This window comes from Paenibacillus alvei DSM 29, from assembly GCF_000293805.1.
In the GTDB taxonomy this organism is placed as follows: Bacteria; Bacillota; Bacilli; order Paenibacillales; family Paenibacillaceae; genus Paenibacillus_B; species Paenibacillus_B alvei.
Genome location: NZ_AMBZ01000003.1, coordinates 337,415 through 353,170, shown reverse-complemented (window position 1 = coordinate 353,170; position 15,756 = coordinate 337,415). Strand labels below are relative to the sequence as shown.

Annotated in this window: 15 protein-coding genes; 6 read left to right on the top strand and 9 right to left on the bottom strand. The window is 47.9% G+C overall.

The window, feature by feature from the left end; genetic code table 11:
- Nucleotides 1-6 precede the first annotated feature (6 nt).
- A complete protein-coding gene (locus PAV_RS11975; RefSeq protein ID WP_005546445.1) occupies nt 7-1,146 on the top strand; it encodes a glycoside hydrolase family 18 protein in 1,140 nt (379 codons plus the stop codon).
- Between the two features lie 145 nt (nt 1,147-1,291).
- Here PAV_RS11975 and PAV_RS33370 read toward each other — a convergent pair whose 3' ends face one another.
- Together PAV_RS33370 and PAV_RS11965 are read right to left on the bottom strand one after the other, a co-directional pair.
- On the bottom strand, nt 1,292-1,651 hold the full coding sequence (locus tag PAV_RS33370; protein ID WP_005546442.1) for a PepSY domain-containing protein: 360 nt from the start codon (nt 1,649-1,651) through the stop codon (nt 1,292-1,294).
- A 187-nt stretch (nt 1,652-1,838) separates the two neighbouring features.
- Nucleotides 1,839-2,393, bottom strand: coding sequence for a putative glycolipid-binding domain-containing protein (locus PAV_RS11965; protein ID WP_005546441.1), 555 nt, complete (start codon nt 2,391-2,393; stop codon nt 1,839-1,841).
- 149 nt (nt 2,394-2,542) lie between these two features.
- On the opposite strand from PAV_RS11965, the gene PAV_RS11960 reads away from it, so the two are divergent.
- On the top strand, nt 2,543-3,262 hold the full coding sequence (locus PAV_RS11960) for a cupin domain-containing protein (RefSeq protein ID WP_051135113.1): 720 nt from the start codon (nt 2,543-2,545) through the stop codon (nt 3,260-3,262).
- 215 nt (nt 3,263-3,477) lie between these two features.
- Here the strand turns inward: PAV_RS11960 and PAV_RS11955 are convergent, their stop codons facing one another.
- Nucleotides 3,478-5,109 (bottom strand): glycoside hydrolase family 3 C-terminal domain-containing protein, encoded by a 1,632-nt coding sequence (locus PAV_RS11955; RefSeq protein ID WP_005546437.1) that lies wholly within the window; start codon nt 5,107-5,109, stop codon nt 3,478-3,480.
- On the opposite strand from PAV_RS11955, the gene PAV_RS11950 reads away from it, so the two are divergent.
- From PAV_RS11950 to PAV_RS11940, 3 genes are all read left to right on the top strand, one after another.
- Nucleotides 4,996-6,684, top strand: coding sequence for a methyl-accepting chemotaxis protein (locus tag PAV_RS11950; protein ID WP_081505727.1), 1,689 nt, complete (start codon nt 4,996-4,998; stop codon nt 6,682-6,684). The genes PAV_RS11955 and PAV_RS11950 overlap by 114 nt on opposite strands.
- Nucleotides 6,685-7,109: 425 nt before the next feature.
- Entirely contained in the window at nt 7,110-7,298 is a 189-nt protein-coding gene (locus PAV_RS11945) for an aspartyl-phosphate phosphatase Spo0E family protein (RefSeq protein ID WP_005546433.1), read from the top strand.
- Between the two features lie 144 nt (nt 7,299-7,442).
- Nucleotides 7,443-7,871, top strand: coding sequence for a GNAT family N-acetyltransferase (locus PAV_RS11940; RefSeq protein WP_005546432.1), 429 nt, complete (start codon nt 7,443-7,445; stop codon nt 7,869-7,871).
- Nucleotides 7,872-7,894: 23 nt separating this feature from the next.
- Here PAV_RS11940 and PAV_RS11935 read toward each other — a convergent pair whose 3' ends face one another.
- The 6 genes from PAV_RS11935 to PAV_RS11910 form a co-directional block, all read right to left on the bottom strand.
- Entirely contained in the window at nt 7,895-8,461 is a 567-nt protein-coding gene (locus tag PAV_RS11935; RefSeq protein ID WP_005546430.1) for a TetR/AcrR family transcriptional regulator, read from the bottom strand.
- Between the two features lie 124 nt (nt 8,462-8,585).
- Nucleotides 8,586-10,271 carry a long-chain fatty acid--CoA ligase gene (locus tag PAV_RS11930; protein ID WP_005546429.1) on the bottom strand — a complete coding sequence of 562 codons (1,686 nt, stop codon included), beginning with the start codon at nt 10,269-10,271 and terminating at the stop codon, nt 8,586-8,588.
- A gap of 61 nt (nt 10,272-10,332) precedes the next feature.
- Complete coding sequence (locus PAV_RS11925) at nt 10,333-11,112, bottom strand: enoyl-CoA hydratase/isomerase family protein (protein WP_005546426.1); 780 nt, start codon at nt 11,110-11,112, stop codon at nt 10,333-10,335.
- Between the two features lie 65 nt (nt 11,113-11,177).
- Nucleotides 11,178-12,263 (bottom strand): phosphotransferase family protein, encoded by a 1,086-nt coding sequence (locus tag PAV_RS11920; protein WP_005546424.1) that lies wholly within the window; start codon nt 12,261-12,263, stop codon nt 11,178-11,180.
- Between the two features lie 85 nt (nt 12,264-12,348).
- A complete protein-coding gene (locus PAV_RS11915; protein WP_040735814.1) occupies nt 12,349-13,125 on the bottom strand; it encodes an SDR family oxidoreductase in 777 nt (258 codons plus the stop codon).
- 66 nt (nt 13,126-13,191) lie between these two features.
- The gene (locus PAV_RS11910; protein ID WP_005546420.1) at nt 13,192-14,418 is read right to left on the bottom strand and encodes an acyl-CoA dehydrogenase family protein; all 1,227 of its coding nucleotides are present in this window, start codon (nt 14,416-14,418) and stop codon (nt 13,192-13,194) included.
- Between the two features lie 256 nt (nt 14,419-14,674).
- Between PAV_RS11910 and PAV_RS11905 the strand changes: the two genes are divergently transcribed.
- Nucleotides 14,675-15,472 carry a hypothetical protein gene (locus PAV_RS11905; RefSeq protein ID WP_005546418.1) on the top strand — a complete coding sequence of 266 codons (798 nt, stop codon included), beginning with the start codon at nt 14,675-14,677 and terminating at the stop codon, nt 15,470-15,472.
- Nucleotides 15,473-15,756: the final 284 nt, after the last annotated feature.

The following is a 15,756-nucleotide window of genomic DNA, read 5'->3' as shown; positions in this document are numbered from 1 at the left end:
GCATAAATGAAAATCAGTATTTATACGAAGCTATTCATTGTTGCCCTTTTAGCCGGAATGTCCCTCTATGCCTATCATGTCAGCAGCCAAGCCGAACAGAAAATCACATCGGTTTATATTCCGATCTGGAAGGATTTTAGCCAAATCGATTGGAAGGATCAAGCGATTGACATCGCATTTATTGCGTTTGCGCGTATTGATAAGACGAACATCTATTTTCACGAAGACAAGGCCGAAAATGAACGGATTAAGCAAAACATTGTCAAACTGAAGGAGAAGCATCCGCAGACTCAATTCGTGCTCGCCGTAGGCGGATATAATGCCGATGGCTTCTCGGACGCCTCCCTGGACGGCAATCGATATTCCTTTACCGACAGCATCATCAATACAGTCAAGGAGCTGGATTTAGATGGCGTTGATATCGACTGGGAATATCCAGCCTTCGATGCATGGGGTACGATAAAGGCTCGCCCGGAAGATACGGTGAACTTCACCGCGCTTATGAAGGATTTAAGGGAAAAGCTCAACAAGCTTCCGCATACGCATAAGAAATATATTCTTACCTTCGCCGCAGGTACGCAGGATTGGTATTTCGAGAAGGTTAATGTGAAGGAAGTTGAGAAGTACGTCACCTATATTAATGTCATGAGTTATGACTTGACAGGCCGATGGTCAGACACGACTGATTATAATGCAAACCTGTACAAGGATGCGAGAGGCAAAGCAAAGGATAGTGTCCATGACATCATAGAACGATACAAAGCACACGATGTTGACAGCAAAAAGCTGCTGCTTGGCATACCTGCCTATTCCTACGGTTGGGAGAAGGTCAAGAGCGAACCGGGCAGAAATGGGGCCTTTTCAATCGGCAAGCCTATCGATATTGACAAGGTTGATCTAAGCTATAATACGATCGTTGGCAAATACCTGAATAAGAAGGGCTTCAAGCGTTATTTCGATGATACGGCCAAGGCGGCTTACTTATTCAATGGGGATACCTTCATCTCATATGAGGATAAGGAAGCCTTGAAGGCCAAGGTGGCCTATATAAAGGAGCATGGATTGGGCGGTGCAATGGTCTGGGAATATTCGCAGGATGCAAAAGATGGAATCATCAGCTACTTGACCAACCATTTAAACAAGTAACAAAATCAATGTACACGCGCAATTCATTCATGTCTTAAGCATAGCAACGGGATTAAATGAATGTGCAAGCTGACTCAGGCAGACCTCCATGACAGGATCGTATCCGACATGAGGTCTGCCCTTAATCAAGTACCCCAGCAGATGATTAAGACTGATCCTCTTGCTCCACCTTCAGCATCTTGCCCGTACCTGCATCAATCTCCACTTCGTAAACCTTGCCCTGATCTGTCATTACGATCACTTCGTACTTAAGCATTCCATTGTCAGAATCCAGATCAATATGAATGACCTTGCCACTTACTTGCTGTAATGCAATCTTCTTAGCCTCTTCTTCACTGATGGCTCTTGTCTGATTCTGTGCAGCTGGAGGGTTAGAGACACCGTTGCTTGGTGCAGCCGGCGTTGAAGGCTCAGTTCCGGACACCTTTGAAGACGTTGCATCAGCACATGCTGTATACACCCCTAGTGCTGTCATAAGTGTAATTAGAAATATCGCTTTTTTCATCAAGTTTCAGGTCTCCTTCTACGTTCATGATCACTTTTTTAGTTTCTTCACATTTTCTAGTAATATACAGATTCACAAAACTTCCCCTTCTTTTTTAAAGTTCGCTGCGGTTTTTACTTCCATGAAAAAAGACAGGAAGAGGTTCCTTCCTGTCTTCATTGCTTTTTGCTTAATCTATTCATGTACCTTATAATGCCTTCCATTGATCAGCATAATCAATCACAACTCCATGTTGATCCACATTAAGCTGTGCCGTATATCCGCTTGCAGAACGGTATATATACGTGTTATTTCCTGTTCGCGCATACGTTTGCAGAAGCGGCTGCACTGTAAATTGGGGGAAGCATACCCAAGCCGCCGTAACCGCAGCCTGTTGTCCCTTCTCCAGCTTCAGGCGACGGATCGGCAGCACATTCGTAGAAGGCGTCGCCCCAATATCGATGTCCTTCGCTCCGTTAAGGTCATCACGCGCTTCTCCATTTACCTTCCAGCAATCTTGAGCATCCCGCTCCACTTTCAGTGTTCTCGTCTGTTGTTCATTTGTATACCGTACTGTAACTTCTGATGTACATCCTAGCTCGTCGCATCGCACTTCATACTCCACGAAGCTGCGATCCGTATCGGCACATATGACCCTTCCTTGGATCATGGTTACAGGCTCCAGCGACACTTTGCAGTATTCAAGCCCTTCTTCTTGCATTCGTTTCCATATGATATCATAGCTATCATTTTTCAAGATCATATCGCCCCCAATCCTTCATCGCACTCTCTGTGCCTCTATCCTTGCATCTAGAAAATTTCCTTAGATTCCCACTCATATTCTACCTCACCTTATCATTTCATTCCAATAAGTTAGAAAATGGGCTCACGTCTCGTAGGCGAACACATATGATGTGGCATACAACTTTTTGCAAAGGCAGGTTACGAGCAGTGGTGAATAACAACTCTATTGATTTCGCTTCACCGGATGCCCATTTTGCTTATGATGTCAATCAGTCCTTGTTCTTTCGCAAAGACGCAAACAATTATATTAACGTATTGGGCATCAGCCAGTTGAATACGTTAGGAAACGTTTCTTTGCTGGATATCTACTTAAGCACCGGCAATACGGTTGAGCCCCATATCCATCAGAATGCAAGCGAATTGGTATATTGCGTAACAGGAGAGGCCACTGTAAGTCTGATTAATCCGTTCACAAACCAACTGCTTACCTTTCGAATTAAGCCTGGTCAGGTAGCTAACGTTCCACAGGCTTGGTGGCATTATGAGATAGCGAATGAAGACAATACGCATCTTATCGCAATCTTCGATGCACCGACTCCTGAGGTCATCTTCGGTTCGGACATTTTGCGTTTGACACCACCAGAAGCATGGGCTCACTCATATTGCCTTGATGAGGCAAAAATAAAGGACACTTTGTCCCCGATTACGAAGACGGTTGTCATTGGACCACCGGCAGACTGCCATAATCGCATTCCGCATGCAGAGACAGCGGAGCATCCAGCTTACGGATACTCTACATCTGGCGCCGGATCCGCCATTCCGTATTATCGTTATCCTCACCCTGGCTATATGGCAAATGATTTCCTTCCCTATTATCCGTTTCAATGAACGTTTTTTTGAATCAGCCATAGGGCGAGCGAATTATAAATTCCTAACAGATACATGGATTCAAACGGCTTAATTCATACGATGCAGCACACCTCTTACGATGCATGGACGAGATCCGCACTGAGCAGACGCAAAAATCCCCCGATGGCATGCATGGGGGAATTCGCTCTTTCCTAACAAATGAAGTTATTGAATATCTACGGCGTATCTTGCCTTTATTGAATCGTTTGACGGCGCTCGCGCTCCACCTCGGCAATAAGCTCTTCCATCACTTGATCCGGAGAGCGATGAACGAGCCAGTTCTGACCGAACATTTGAAGCACCTTAATCGCAGGGAAGTCTCCCCAGAATCCGACAAAGCCTTCATTCAAAACCACCTGGTCGATAACATGCTTATTCATCTCGTTGAAGCACTTTTCCAATACTGATTTGGCAAGCGGATCAGCAATCCAGTCATTTAACAGACTGAATTTGTGGAAGGATATCTCTTCTTTGCCAAAGTCACAGAATACGCGCTCTGTCAGGCGAATATCTCGGGATGAGCTGCCTGCGGCAAGCTTGAAGTAGCCCGTTTCTGCCACCCAACGATTGTATTTCGTATTGTAGTAAGCAAAATCCCGCTCTTCCAGCTCGAATACCACTTCCTTCTTCTCATGCGGCTGAAGCTCGATCTTGGCAAAGGCCTTGAGCTCTTTCTCCGGACGTGTCCACTTGCACTCCTCGTCGTGAACGTACAATTGAACAACCTCTTTCCCAGCTACTGTCCCCGTATTCTCTACTTGCAAAGACACGGTTACGCGGCGGTCATGCTGCTTGACTTTCATGTCCGAGTAAGCAAAGGTCGTGTAGGACAATCCATGACCGAATGGGAATTGTGGCGCAAGCTCCTTGCGGTCATAATAGCGGTACCCGACAAACAGTCCTTCACGGTAATACAGCTTGCCGTTCTCTCCGCGAATTCGCATATGGGATGGATTGTCGGACAGCTTCACTGGGAACGTCTCAGACAGCTTGCCAGATGGATTCGTCAAGCCGAACAGAATTTCCGCAATCGCACGACCCGAGCCCTGCCCTGTCAGCCAGGAGTGGAGCACGCCCGGCACATGCTGTACCCAAGGACGCATCGCCATTGCCGTACCGCTGCTTGTTACGACAACACATCTCGGCTGTGCAGCCGCTACCGCTTGAATCAGCTTCACCTGATGCTCGGGTAAATCGATGCTCTCTAGGTCATGCATTTCGGACTCCGCATATTCGGGTTGTCCGACGAACAGAATCGCGAGATCAGACTTCGCTGCAAGCGCTGCGCTCTCTTCAATCATGGCCTCATCGATACGCTCATCCTTCGGGTAGCCTTCCGCATAGCTGAATTGTACAGACTCGCCAGCAATCTTCTGCACCTCTTCCCACGGGATGTCAACACGCGTTGGCGTAACTTCGGCACTTCCGGCGCCTTGAATTCTCGGCTTCTTCGCGAATGTACCGATCACGGCAATAGATTGGGCCTTAGCAGGGTCGATCGGCAGAATGCCGTTATCATTTTTGAGCAGTACAATGCTCTCAGCCGCTGCTTTTCTCGCCAGCTCATGATAATCAATTGCAGCCGTATTCGGCTTCTCTTCTTTAGCCGTTACCTGTTCAACCAGTGTAAGAATGCGACGCACACTCTTATCCAGCTGCTCTTCCGACAGGGTACCATTCTGAACTGCATCCACGATTGCAGCTGCATTGTAATGCGCAGGTCCTGGCATCTCAATATCAAGTCCGGCCTTGAGACCGCGAATACGATCGTTGACCGCCGTCCAGTCCGACAGCACGACGCCTTCATAACCCCATTCTTTGCGCAAAATGTCATACAACCCTTCATCAGTGATTCGCTATTATCCAAAAGCACCGGTAATCAAGTAGTCGTATTTGCAGAGCCTGTTTTTGCGGACGATACCAAGGTTGCCGGAGTATTTATTACAACGGTAAATACCTCTTTCTTTGTAGAACAGCTAAAGCATACTGCCGGCAACGAGCACGGCACCGTGATCATCCTCGATCGGGTCGGACATACGGTGTTCAACTCACAGGATGAAGCATCGGTTGGACAGAGCTTCCAATCCGACAAGCTGAATCCGATTCTCCAGGCTACAGGAAACGCAGACATTATTCGCGGTGAGCTGGACGATGCAGAGCATTATATTCGCTATTCTAAAATTCCAGGAGCAGATTGGACCGTTATCGCTAAAGAAAGTTATGTCAACATCAAGCGCCCACTTGATCGGCTATTTTCCAAGATCTCGCTCATTACGCTCGGTGCTCTGCTCTTGTCCTTAACAATGGGACTGCTCATTTCCCGCTCTATTACACGTCCAGTCGGCAGATTAACCGCCTTATTCAAACGATTGGCGTCTGGAGATCTCACTGTCGCTGCAACAGGGAACTACAAAAGTGAGTTCAAAGACTTGGCGGATAGCTTCAACGTCATGGTTGAACAAAATAAGAGCTTGATTTCCCAAATGAATCGTTCAATCGAGCACTTGAACACAAGTACTAACGAATTGGATGCCGCCTCTAAGCAAACGACGATATCCATTCAAGAAACATCGATTACGACTATGGAAATCGCCAAAGCAATGGAATCCCAAGCGCTCGATACCGAGCATATCGTGAATAAGTTCGGCGATCTCGGGAATAAGATAGCAGTTGTCAATCAATTGTCATCCGCTGTGAAGGATCGGACGGATTCCATCATTGAAGTCTTCCATAGTGGAAATGAAGTCGTGAATCAGTTGATCCATACTCATAGTGACAGTGAACAGGAAGTTGCTTCAATCGCAGCCATCACGGCCAAGCTGGAGGAAAGCTCCTTGCGGATTGCCTCCATTACGGAAACCATTGGCAAGATTGCAAAGCAAACGAACTTGCTCGCCCTTAACGCATCGATAGAAGCTGCACGAGCTGGGGAGCATGGCAAAGGATTCGCCGTTGTCGCTTCCGAAGTAAGACAATTGGCTGAGCTATGTGCGAAGCAGTCTAGCGAGATCGAGGAAATCATCACAGATAACCTTAGCTTGGCGCAGGAGGCAAATGGATCAGTAAGAAGCCTTCAAGATGTGTCTGCCAAGCAAAATCAATATGTTGATGATACGAAGCTGGCGTTTGAAGCCATTTTGAACAATGTTGTTGACATTACAGAGCAAATCAAGGGCATGGCCTACGAAATGGACAACATGAAGCGGGGCAAAGAGGACGTGATGGAGCTGGCTCAGAACTTGTCCGCTTCTGGCGAAGAAGTGTCTGCTTCTGTTGAGCAGGTAACCTCCACGATTCAAGTACAATCGGCTATGGTTCAACAGTTGGCCTCCATGATTGAAGAGATCGATGCATTAACCAAGCAGCTAAGAGAGGCTTCCTCGAAATTCAAAACCGAGTAGAAAGTAAAATAGACCGTTTCCCTACCAGAAACGGTCTATTCCTATCATTGTTCAATATCTGACACGAGATGGTGACAGAAGCGTGCGCTCACTATGAGCCTAACATTTCTTTTATCCATAATTCGGTTCCGCCAATGATTCATTTTTGCTCAAATTCGCTATCCCGCTATGCAAATTGGCATTTGTACTTTTTACCCATTTTATAGAAAAACCTTCATAAACGCTAACGTAACTCCGATAAACAACATATTAGCTCCCCAAACTTCGAATTTCTTAGGATAAAATGTCCTCAATACGACAATCCCATGAATCATGTCAATGGAACACATTCAGCAATTTTTCAGGTTCAAAAATATATGATGTGGTATATTTTCCATTATAGGAGCCAAAAGGAGCCAAAACATTTTTCAAGGTAGAGAGGGTGAATGGCTATCGCCCAGTCCAATTCTGATGACCAGAAAAAAAAGCATTTGAAGGACAAAATCGAGCAAATTCGGAAGCAACTGCTTGAAGCAGCAATTGAGAGAAAAAGCCTTACCGACGAGAAGGTAATTCTCATAAGCCAAGAGCTGGATCATTATCTACTAAAGTTCCAGCGGGAAAAGAGGAAATGAACGATTTTAAGTAGAACCTATATAAAATAGTTAGGTGTACGATACTCACGATTACGCGAGGCATGTCTTGCACATACAAAAAGCAGACCACGGATTGCTTGGTCTGCTCCTTGTCAGAGATAATTCGAATCGGAGGTCTCTATGATGGACAAAGAAAGCAATGAAGTTGCCGTGATTCACGAAGCTCCACAGCCTGAAGAGTATTGTCAATTAAGAATGCGTGCCGGTTTAAGTCCCAAGTCGCTTGACGGTGCTCGTACAGGATTGCACAATTCCATCTTTGCGGTATCGCTGCGACAAGAAGGCGAATTGATCGGCATGGGAAGAATTATCGGTGACGGCGGCTGCTTCTACCAAGTCGTCGACATTGCTGTCGAGCCTGCGTACCAAGGACGGGGCTTAGGCAAGGTTATCATGAATGAAATTACATCCTACTTGGATCAGCATGCCGCCAAAGGCGCCTATGTCAGTCTGCTGGCAGACGTACCCGCAGATCAGTTGTACAAGCAGTATGGATTCGACTATACGGCTCCGCACTCTCTTGGCATGTACAGACGCATACCATTAGAATAAGTGCATGCTGCTCCAAATGGCCGCTATTGCTTATTCATGCCGTTTAAAAACATCTTCGTATAGATCGAAGCAACCTCGACATCGGATATAGCGCCATCCGGATTGAACCAGGTATAGCACCAATTGCAAGCACCAAGGATGCCGAATGTCATCATATCGGCCGGGATATCATTGCGAAATTCTCCGTTCTCCATTCCCTGCTCGATAACGGACTGAAAATTGAACCGGAACTGATCCCGCTTCCCCTTGATTACATCCAGATCATCGCCCGATATATGAATAAGTTCACGAAAAAATATCCGTGCGCTGGCGCCCTTTTCCGCGATTTCCCGAATCATCATGTTGATGATGCCAGCCAGCTTTTCCTGACAGGATTTATCCGGTTGATCAAAAATGGTTCGCTGTTCCGCTAGAAGATAGTCAATATATTGCAGATGAATATGCGTCAAAAGCTGCTCTTTGCTCGTAAAATAATAATAGAAGGTGCCCTTTGTCGCGCCGAGCGTATCGACAATATCTTGAATCGAGGTTTCGCTGAACCCTTTCGATTCGAACAGCGCAATACTGTGCCTGATGATTTTATCCTTCATGGACTGCTCCAAGCGTGATTCTCCCCTCATGTCGAATAATATGTTTCTATGTTAGCTTGAACAATAGAGACATGTAAAGGGAACAAATGGATATTCAAATTTCAAATCGTCGATACTGTACTTTCTATCTGGAGCTCGATTTTTCCCCAGCTTTCTTCCATGCCTCCTCCTGTAATTTGCGCCACAAAATTTTGCCGCTGCCGGTAACCGGAAGCGAAGCAACAAATTCGACAACGCGCGGATATTTATAAGCTGCCATATGCTCCTGCGCCCAGCGTATAATATCGCCTTCCGACACCTTGCCGCGATCCCCTTCACGCAGGACGATGTAAGCCTTGATTTCCTCTCCCTTGCGCTCGTCCGGAATACCGATGACGCATACCTCTTGAATCGCCGGATGCCGATATAGAATTGATTCCACTTCCGTCGGCCATACCTTGAATCCCGAGGCGTTAATCATGCGTTTCATTCGATCTACGATGAAGAAGTACCCATCCTCGTCGTAACGCCCAATGTCCCCCGTGCGGAAGAACGATTTGCCTTCCACCTTTACAAAAGCGTCCCGCGTAGCTTCTGAATCGTTCCAGTAGCCTTTAAATAACTGCGGTCCGTCTACAATAATTTCTCCTTCTTCCCCCGGTCCTTTTACTTCGAGTGTCATAGGGTCAATGATTCGGGAATCTACGCCGAAGGCTGGAATGCCAAGACATTGCAGCTTCGGACGATCAAGCGGATTGCAGTGCGTCTGCGCCATCGTTTCGGATAATCCATACCCTTCTACAAATCGCAGGCCCGTAGCTTGATAGAGCTTCTCGCCTACGACCTCCGGCAGCCCGGTTCCACCACCGTTAATCAGCATGAGCGAACGCAAATCGTACTGAGAAAGCTCGGGGTTGGCTAAAAAGTCAATAATCATCGTGCTGATTCCTGTCCAATACGTACATTTGTGGCGTTCCATCAATAGGGCAGCCGTGTTGCGATCCCAACGCGTCATGATGACCATGGCTGCACCGACAAAAATGGGAACGTGCATGCCGTGGATCATTCCGATTACATGGAAGAAGGGTAGTGTCGCCAACCCTTTCGACTCCGGCGTCAATCCTCCCCAGTAAGCTGATGAAATCACGTTTGCTTGTACGGATTTATGAGTGTGCATGCAGCCCTTTGGCTTGCCGGTCGTGCCTGAAGTATAGGGAAGAACCGCCAGATCACTCCCCTCTGTCTTCGGAAAGGAGACCCGATGTACAGCCGCTACTTTCATGGCTTCCGTCCAGGACACGGCTTGAGGGGATATCGATTCAAGACGAGGTGCCCTGACGATGTCAGGCACTTCTTCGCCTACATTGCTGCAATAATCCGAATAGGTAGCAACAATGATGCGCTCGAGGCAACGATCTGATAACAACGGTTCGATACGCGAATACAGCTCTTGGCTGACAAAGCCGACTCTTGCGACGCTGTCTTCAATAAGATAAGCAAGCTCTTCGGTGAGATTCATAGGATTGATGGGTACAACGATAGCGCCGGATCGCATGATTGCGTAATAGGAGATAATATATTGGGGACTGTTCTGCATATATAACAGCACGCGATCGCCTTGCTCTACGCCGAGATGGAGCAAATAGGCGGCCATCAAATTGACCTCTTTCCATAAGGTTCGATAGGAAATAGAGTTGTTATAATAAATGATTGCCGTCTTTTCCGGATAACGGCGGGCAGAAACCTCCAGGTTGTCAGTAAGCGTTGTGTCCGGAACTGAAATGGAAACAGGCATTCGCGCGGGCCAGTGCGCATAATGGGATTGCGTCATCAAAAATCGCCTCCTCATTGCTAACCATTTTGTCATTCAGAACGAATAAAAACGACAAGTGCTACAAACCGTTGAATGAAGGCTGTCTCTTCTCGATGAACGCCCGAACACCTTCCTGGTGATCCTCGGTCGTGACCATCATGGCTTGTGTAACCCTTTCCCGTTCCAAAATATCATCCAACGAGGAAGTCAGCGACCGGTCGGCGATTTTCTTAAGCATCCCATACGCCTTAATGGGGCCCTTCGCCAAGCGCGAAGCGTATTCCAGCGCACCGGATTCCAATTGTTCCAAAGGATACAGCTTATTCACGATACCCAAGCGGTGGGCATATTCCGCATCGATCGGCTCGGCGTTGAATAGCAATTCCTTGGCTCGATGTATGCCAATGAGGCGCGGCAAGAAGAACAATCCTCCTCCATCGGAGATGAGACCAACTTGGGCAAAGCTCATCGCAAAATTGGCATCATTGGCTGCAACAATCAAATCGCAAGCTAACGCGAGATTGAAGCCTGCCCCTGCCGCGAATCCATGCACGACCGCGATGACGGGCTTCTCTATTTCTTTAATGGAATGTACCAGTTCATTAAACATCCCAATGTGATCGTAAACATTATTCGGCTTTGCGCCGCTCATTGTCGTCACGTCCCCGCCTGCACTGAAGGCGCGTCCCGCTCCCGACAAGCAGATAACTCGAATGTCTGCGTTTCTCTTCGCCTCCTCCAGCGACTCGATTATCCCCCGAATCATGGAAGGACTGAACGCATTCAGCTTTTCTGGACGATTCAGCTTCAACGACAGAACATGCCCTACTTTTTGTACAAGTAAATGCTCATTGCCCATATCTCAAAGAACCTCCCTAATGTGATGAATCGCAACTCTATCTTGCGCAATAATCGTGATCTAATTTACAGCTCGCCCCGTTCGGCTTGCTGCCAGGCGTGTGCAATCAGCGTCTGCACGGTATCATTAAAACGGCCGAAGCGCTCATCGCTCGTCTGACCCTTTTTCCAACGGTAGTAAATTTGCTGACAGATAACCGCCAGCTTAAAGTAAGCAAAGGTCAAGTAGTAATGGGCCTCCGATACATCTCGACCGCTTTTTGACGCATAAGCCTCTAGGAAATCGGCACGCGACATGAAGCCCGGGCGAACCGTAAGCGGGACATGCCCCAAGCCGTGCAGCAGCTCCGGCGGATCATTCGGTTCGAACCAGTAACTGAGCGCTGCTCCAACATCCGCCATTGGATCGCCCACCGTAGCCATCTCCCAGTCGAACACGCCGACTATCTCTGTAAGATTGTCGCCTGCGAACATGATATTGTTCAGCTTATAATCATAATGGATGACGGTCGGTGTCTGCGAATTCGGCAGGAAATCGGCCAGCCATTTTTTGAGTTTCTCTTCCCCCTGAATCTCATCCGTTTTGGCGCGTTCATAACGTTCTATCCAGCCATGCACTTGCCGACGCATAAAGCCGTCAGGCTGGCTAATCGCCCTTAGATTCGTTTCACGGTAAGGAACTTCATGCAGCCGAGCCAAAGTCGCGACCATCGTTTCGGAAATATCCCTGCCCAGCTGCGGCGTATATTCCACATCCGAAGGAAAGCTTCGATCCAACACGAGTCCGTTCCGACGCTCCATTACGAAGAAAGGACTGCCGATGATTGAGAGATCCCCGCAATATAAATAAGGACGAGGCGCAAGCGAAAAAAACGGATGCAGCCTTGAGAGAATCGTATATTCGCGCTGCATATCGTGTGCTTTAGGAGCGACCGGCCCCAGTGGAGGACGGCGCACTACTGCCTGCCAATCCCCGCTGCGTATCGCGTATGTTAAATTGGAATGCCCCGCCCCGAACTGCTCTACTTCCAATGGGGCTTCCGGAATATCGAGATGATTTCGTAAATGCTCTTCTAGCGCAGCAACGTTCAACTCCTCGCCCTTGCGAACGGGAATCGTATCCTGCGGTAACGCCTCTTGCCTGGACGTCATGGTATGCAGACCTCCTTCATTCTTTCAAGATAGCTTTACTGGATAAGAGGAAGAGACAATGCCATGGATCGTGATTCAGGGACAGTTACATGGCTGTCATGCCCCCATCCACAGTCAGCACCGCACCGGTAATGTAATCGGAAGCTTCGGATGCCAAAAATACGACGCTCCCCTTCAGATCGCGATCAGATCCGTACCGTCCCAACGGGGTAAGGCTTACTATCTGTTCGCCTCCATGTAGAAGAACGTCGCGGGTCATCTTGGTCGGAAAAAATCCCGGCGCGATCGCATTGACATTAATGTTGTGCTGGCCCCATTTGACCGCGAGATCCTTCGTGAATGCAATGACCGCGCCCTTGCTCGCGCTGTAGCCGATAGCATCCAGCCATGCCGGATCCGAACCGCCCAGACCTGCCACGGAAGCGATGTTAATGATTTTTCCGCCGTGCTGCTCAATCATGATCTTCCCTGCCGCCTGTGACATCAAAAACGTACCCGTCGCATTGATGTCCATTACCTTATTCCAAGCTTCGAGGGGCATATCGACAGCTGGCGCGCCCCAGGAGGCCCCGCTATTGTTCACCAAAATATCGAGGCGTCCGAACTTTTCCGCCGTCTGTTCCACCACACGCCGCACGTCGTCCGGATTTCTGACGTCACAAGCCATCGCATGGCATAATGAGCCCGTATCCCGATGGATTCGGGCCGCCGTCTCCAGACATGCGTCGACCCTGCGCGAGCAGAGAACGAGATTCGCCCCCGCTTCTGCCAAGCCTTGAGCAATCTGCTCTCCGAGCCCTCGCCCGCCGCCAGTTACAACAGCCGTTTTACCCGTTAAGTCAAATAATTGCTTGACGTTCACCTTCCATCCCCCATTCATGAAAAGGCTAAAGTCTCGTTCCGTACTATCTAATCTTCTCTACCCTTTTTACATCGTAATCGCTTTCATCTCTTCGTATTTGCGAAGTTCCATTTTGGCGATGGCCGCCTTGTGCACTTCATCCGGCCCGTCCGCCAAGCGCAGTGTTCTTGCATTGGCCCAATGCGAGGCAAGCGGGAAGTCTTCGCAGACACCTGCGGCCCCAAGCGCTTGAATGGCCCGGTCAATGACCTGAAGCGCCATATTGGGAGCGACCGCTTTAATCATGGCAATTTCCGCTTTTGCCGCTTTATTTCCGACCGTGTCCATCATGTAAGCCGCCTTTAGCGTCAACAGTCGCGCCTGCTCGATCTCAATACGCGAGGTGGCAATCCAATCCTGCACGACGCCTTGACGGTCTAGCGTCTTGCCGAATGCAGTACGCTGCCGTACGCGCTTGCACAACACTTCGAGTGCCCGCTCTGCCGCCCCTATTAAGCGCATGCAATGATGGATGCGTCCCGGACCGAGCCTTCCCTGTGCAATGGCAAATCCCTTGCCCGGTTCCCACAGCATGGAATCCAGCGGTATTCGTACGCGATCATACTCTATTTCCGCATGTCCATGCGGCGCGTGATCGTAGCCGAACACGGGCAGCATGCGCTTGACCTTTACACCGGGAGCATCCATCGGCACGAGAATCATAGACTGCTGCTCATAGGCCGGCGCGTTCGGATTCGTCTTCCCCATCACGATCGCCACCTTGCAGCGCAGATCTCCGGCACCGGAAGACCACCATTTGCGTCCGGTTACGACATATTCGTCGCCTTGCCGTTCAATGGTCGCTTCGATGTTCGTTGCATCCGAGGACGCGACATCCGGTTCCGTCATCGAAAAACATGAACGGATATTTCCTTCAAGCAGAGGAACAAGCCATTTCTCCTTCTGCTCCCGCGTCCCATACCGCACAAGCACCTCCATATTGCCCGTATCCGGCGCCGAGCAATTGAATACCTCTGGGCCAATCAGGGAACGTCCCATAATCTCGCACAGGGGCGCATATTCTAGGTTGCTGAGGCCTGCACCGTATTCGCTGTCCGGCAGGAACAGGTTCCACAGACCAGCCCGCTTAGCCTGCTCCTTCATCTGTTCCATGATCGGAGGGATCTCCCATCTGCTGCCGGCCTGACTAAGATACTCCTCGTACTTTCGTTCTTGCGGATATACCACATCATTCATGAATTCCAGCAACGTTTTCCGCATAGATTCAACCTTCTCGGAATAATCGAAATTCATTGCATATCCTCCCTTCGCTCAACATACTGACCGGTTAGTATGTTGACATCATACTTACTATAAATCTAATTACCAAATTATTCAAGACGATCTTGATGTTGAAACTCTTCTAAAGAGTACGATTCTTCAAGCACCAAATGCATAATTTTTTCAGTTATATTCTATTTCTATCATTTTATGGGAGTTTATGTTTAGACAATCCCTTTTTGACCCGATAATATGTTCATATATTACGCACTTAAGGGGACTTAATTTCATGAAAAAATACTTACTGCCTGTTGTATTATCAATCTTTCTTGTATTATCATTTTCATTTCATGCATTTGCTTCAAGTACTGGGCAAGAGTCCAAAGATGCTGAGAGCGGTTGGAAAAGATACCCTTATAATGAGTTCAACATATCGTACGAGGGACAATGGAAAGTCTGCGAGGTGTCGAGCTGTACTAAAAACGTAAGGTACACAAGCGGCTCGAAGATGAAATTTAATTTTGTCGGAGAACAATTCCGATTCATTTCCTATTATTGGAGCAATGGCTCGAAGGATATTGATGTTTATATTGACGGAGTAAAAACAGGAAATTTCTCGCTAATCGGGAATGATGACAGCACTTGGAGAATCATGTACGAAAGTCCGATTTTGGCGTCAAAAGAACATTCCGTTGAAATCGTGAACAACACGACAGACTACTTATATGTCGTTGCTCTGGATTTGCCTGACGGCAGCACATTACAACCGTTTGATCCGAAAACTCCGGAGCCGGAACCCAAACCAGAGCCTAAGCCCGAACCTAAACCAGAACCGGAACCCGTACAAGGCGAAAGAGCCATTCTAGTCGTTACCATGACAACGGGGTTGGAAAAGGAGTTTGACTTAAGCATGGGAGAAGTAAACGACTTTATCAACTGGTATGAAAATAAACAAGCCGGTTCAGGTACAGCGTCCTACGCCATAAATAAGCATAACAATAACAAGGGGCCGTTCAGCAGCCGCAAAGACTATGTGATTTTCGATAAAATACTAACGTTTGAAGTAAATGAGTATTCGATAAAATAATTGTGAGAGTCGTAGGAAAAACATCCTATGGCTCTTTTTAGTATGCGTATCAAAATTTCCCCTTTATTTTTTCGTCCATGAAATTTATTCAACACGCATATTCCCAGTGTATACGATACGATTGTCGAAATGACCATAAGGACAAATCCCCCCGTACTCAATCCCTCCAGCCCCTCTCCATATTTTATATATTATACCAACCATATTAAGGAAAATGTGCTTGTACGATCAGCAACTGTTGAAAAAATCTCAACACATGCCGCATTTTCATGTTCACCCATTGC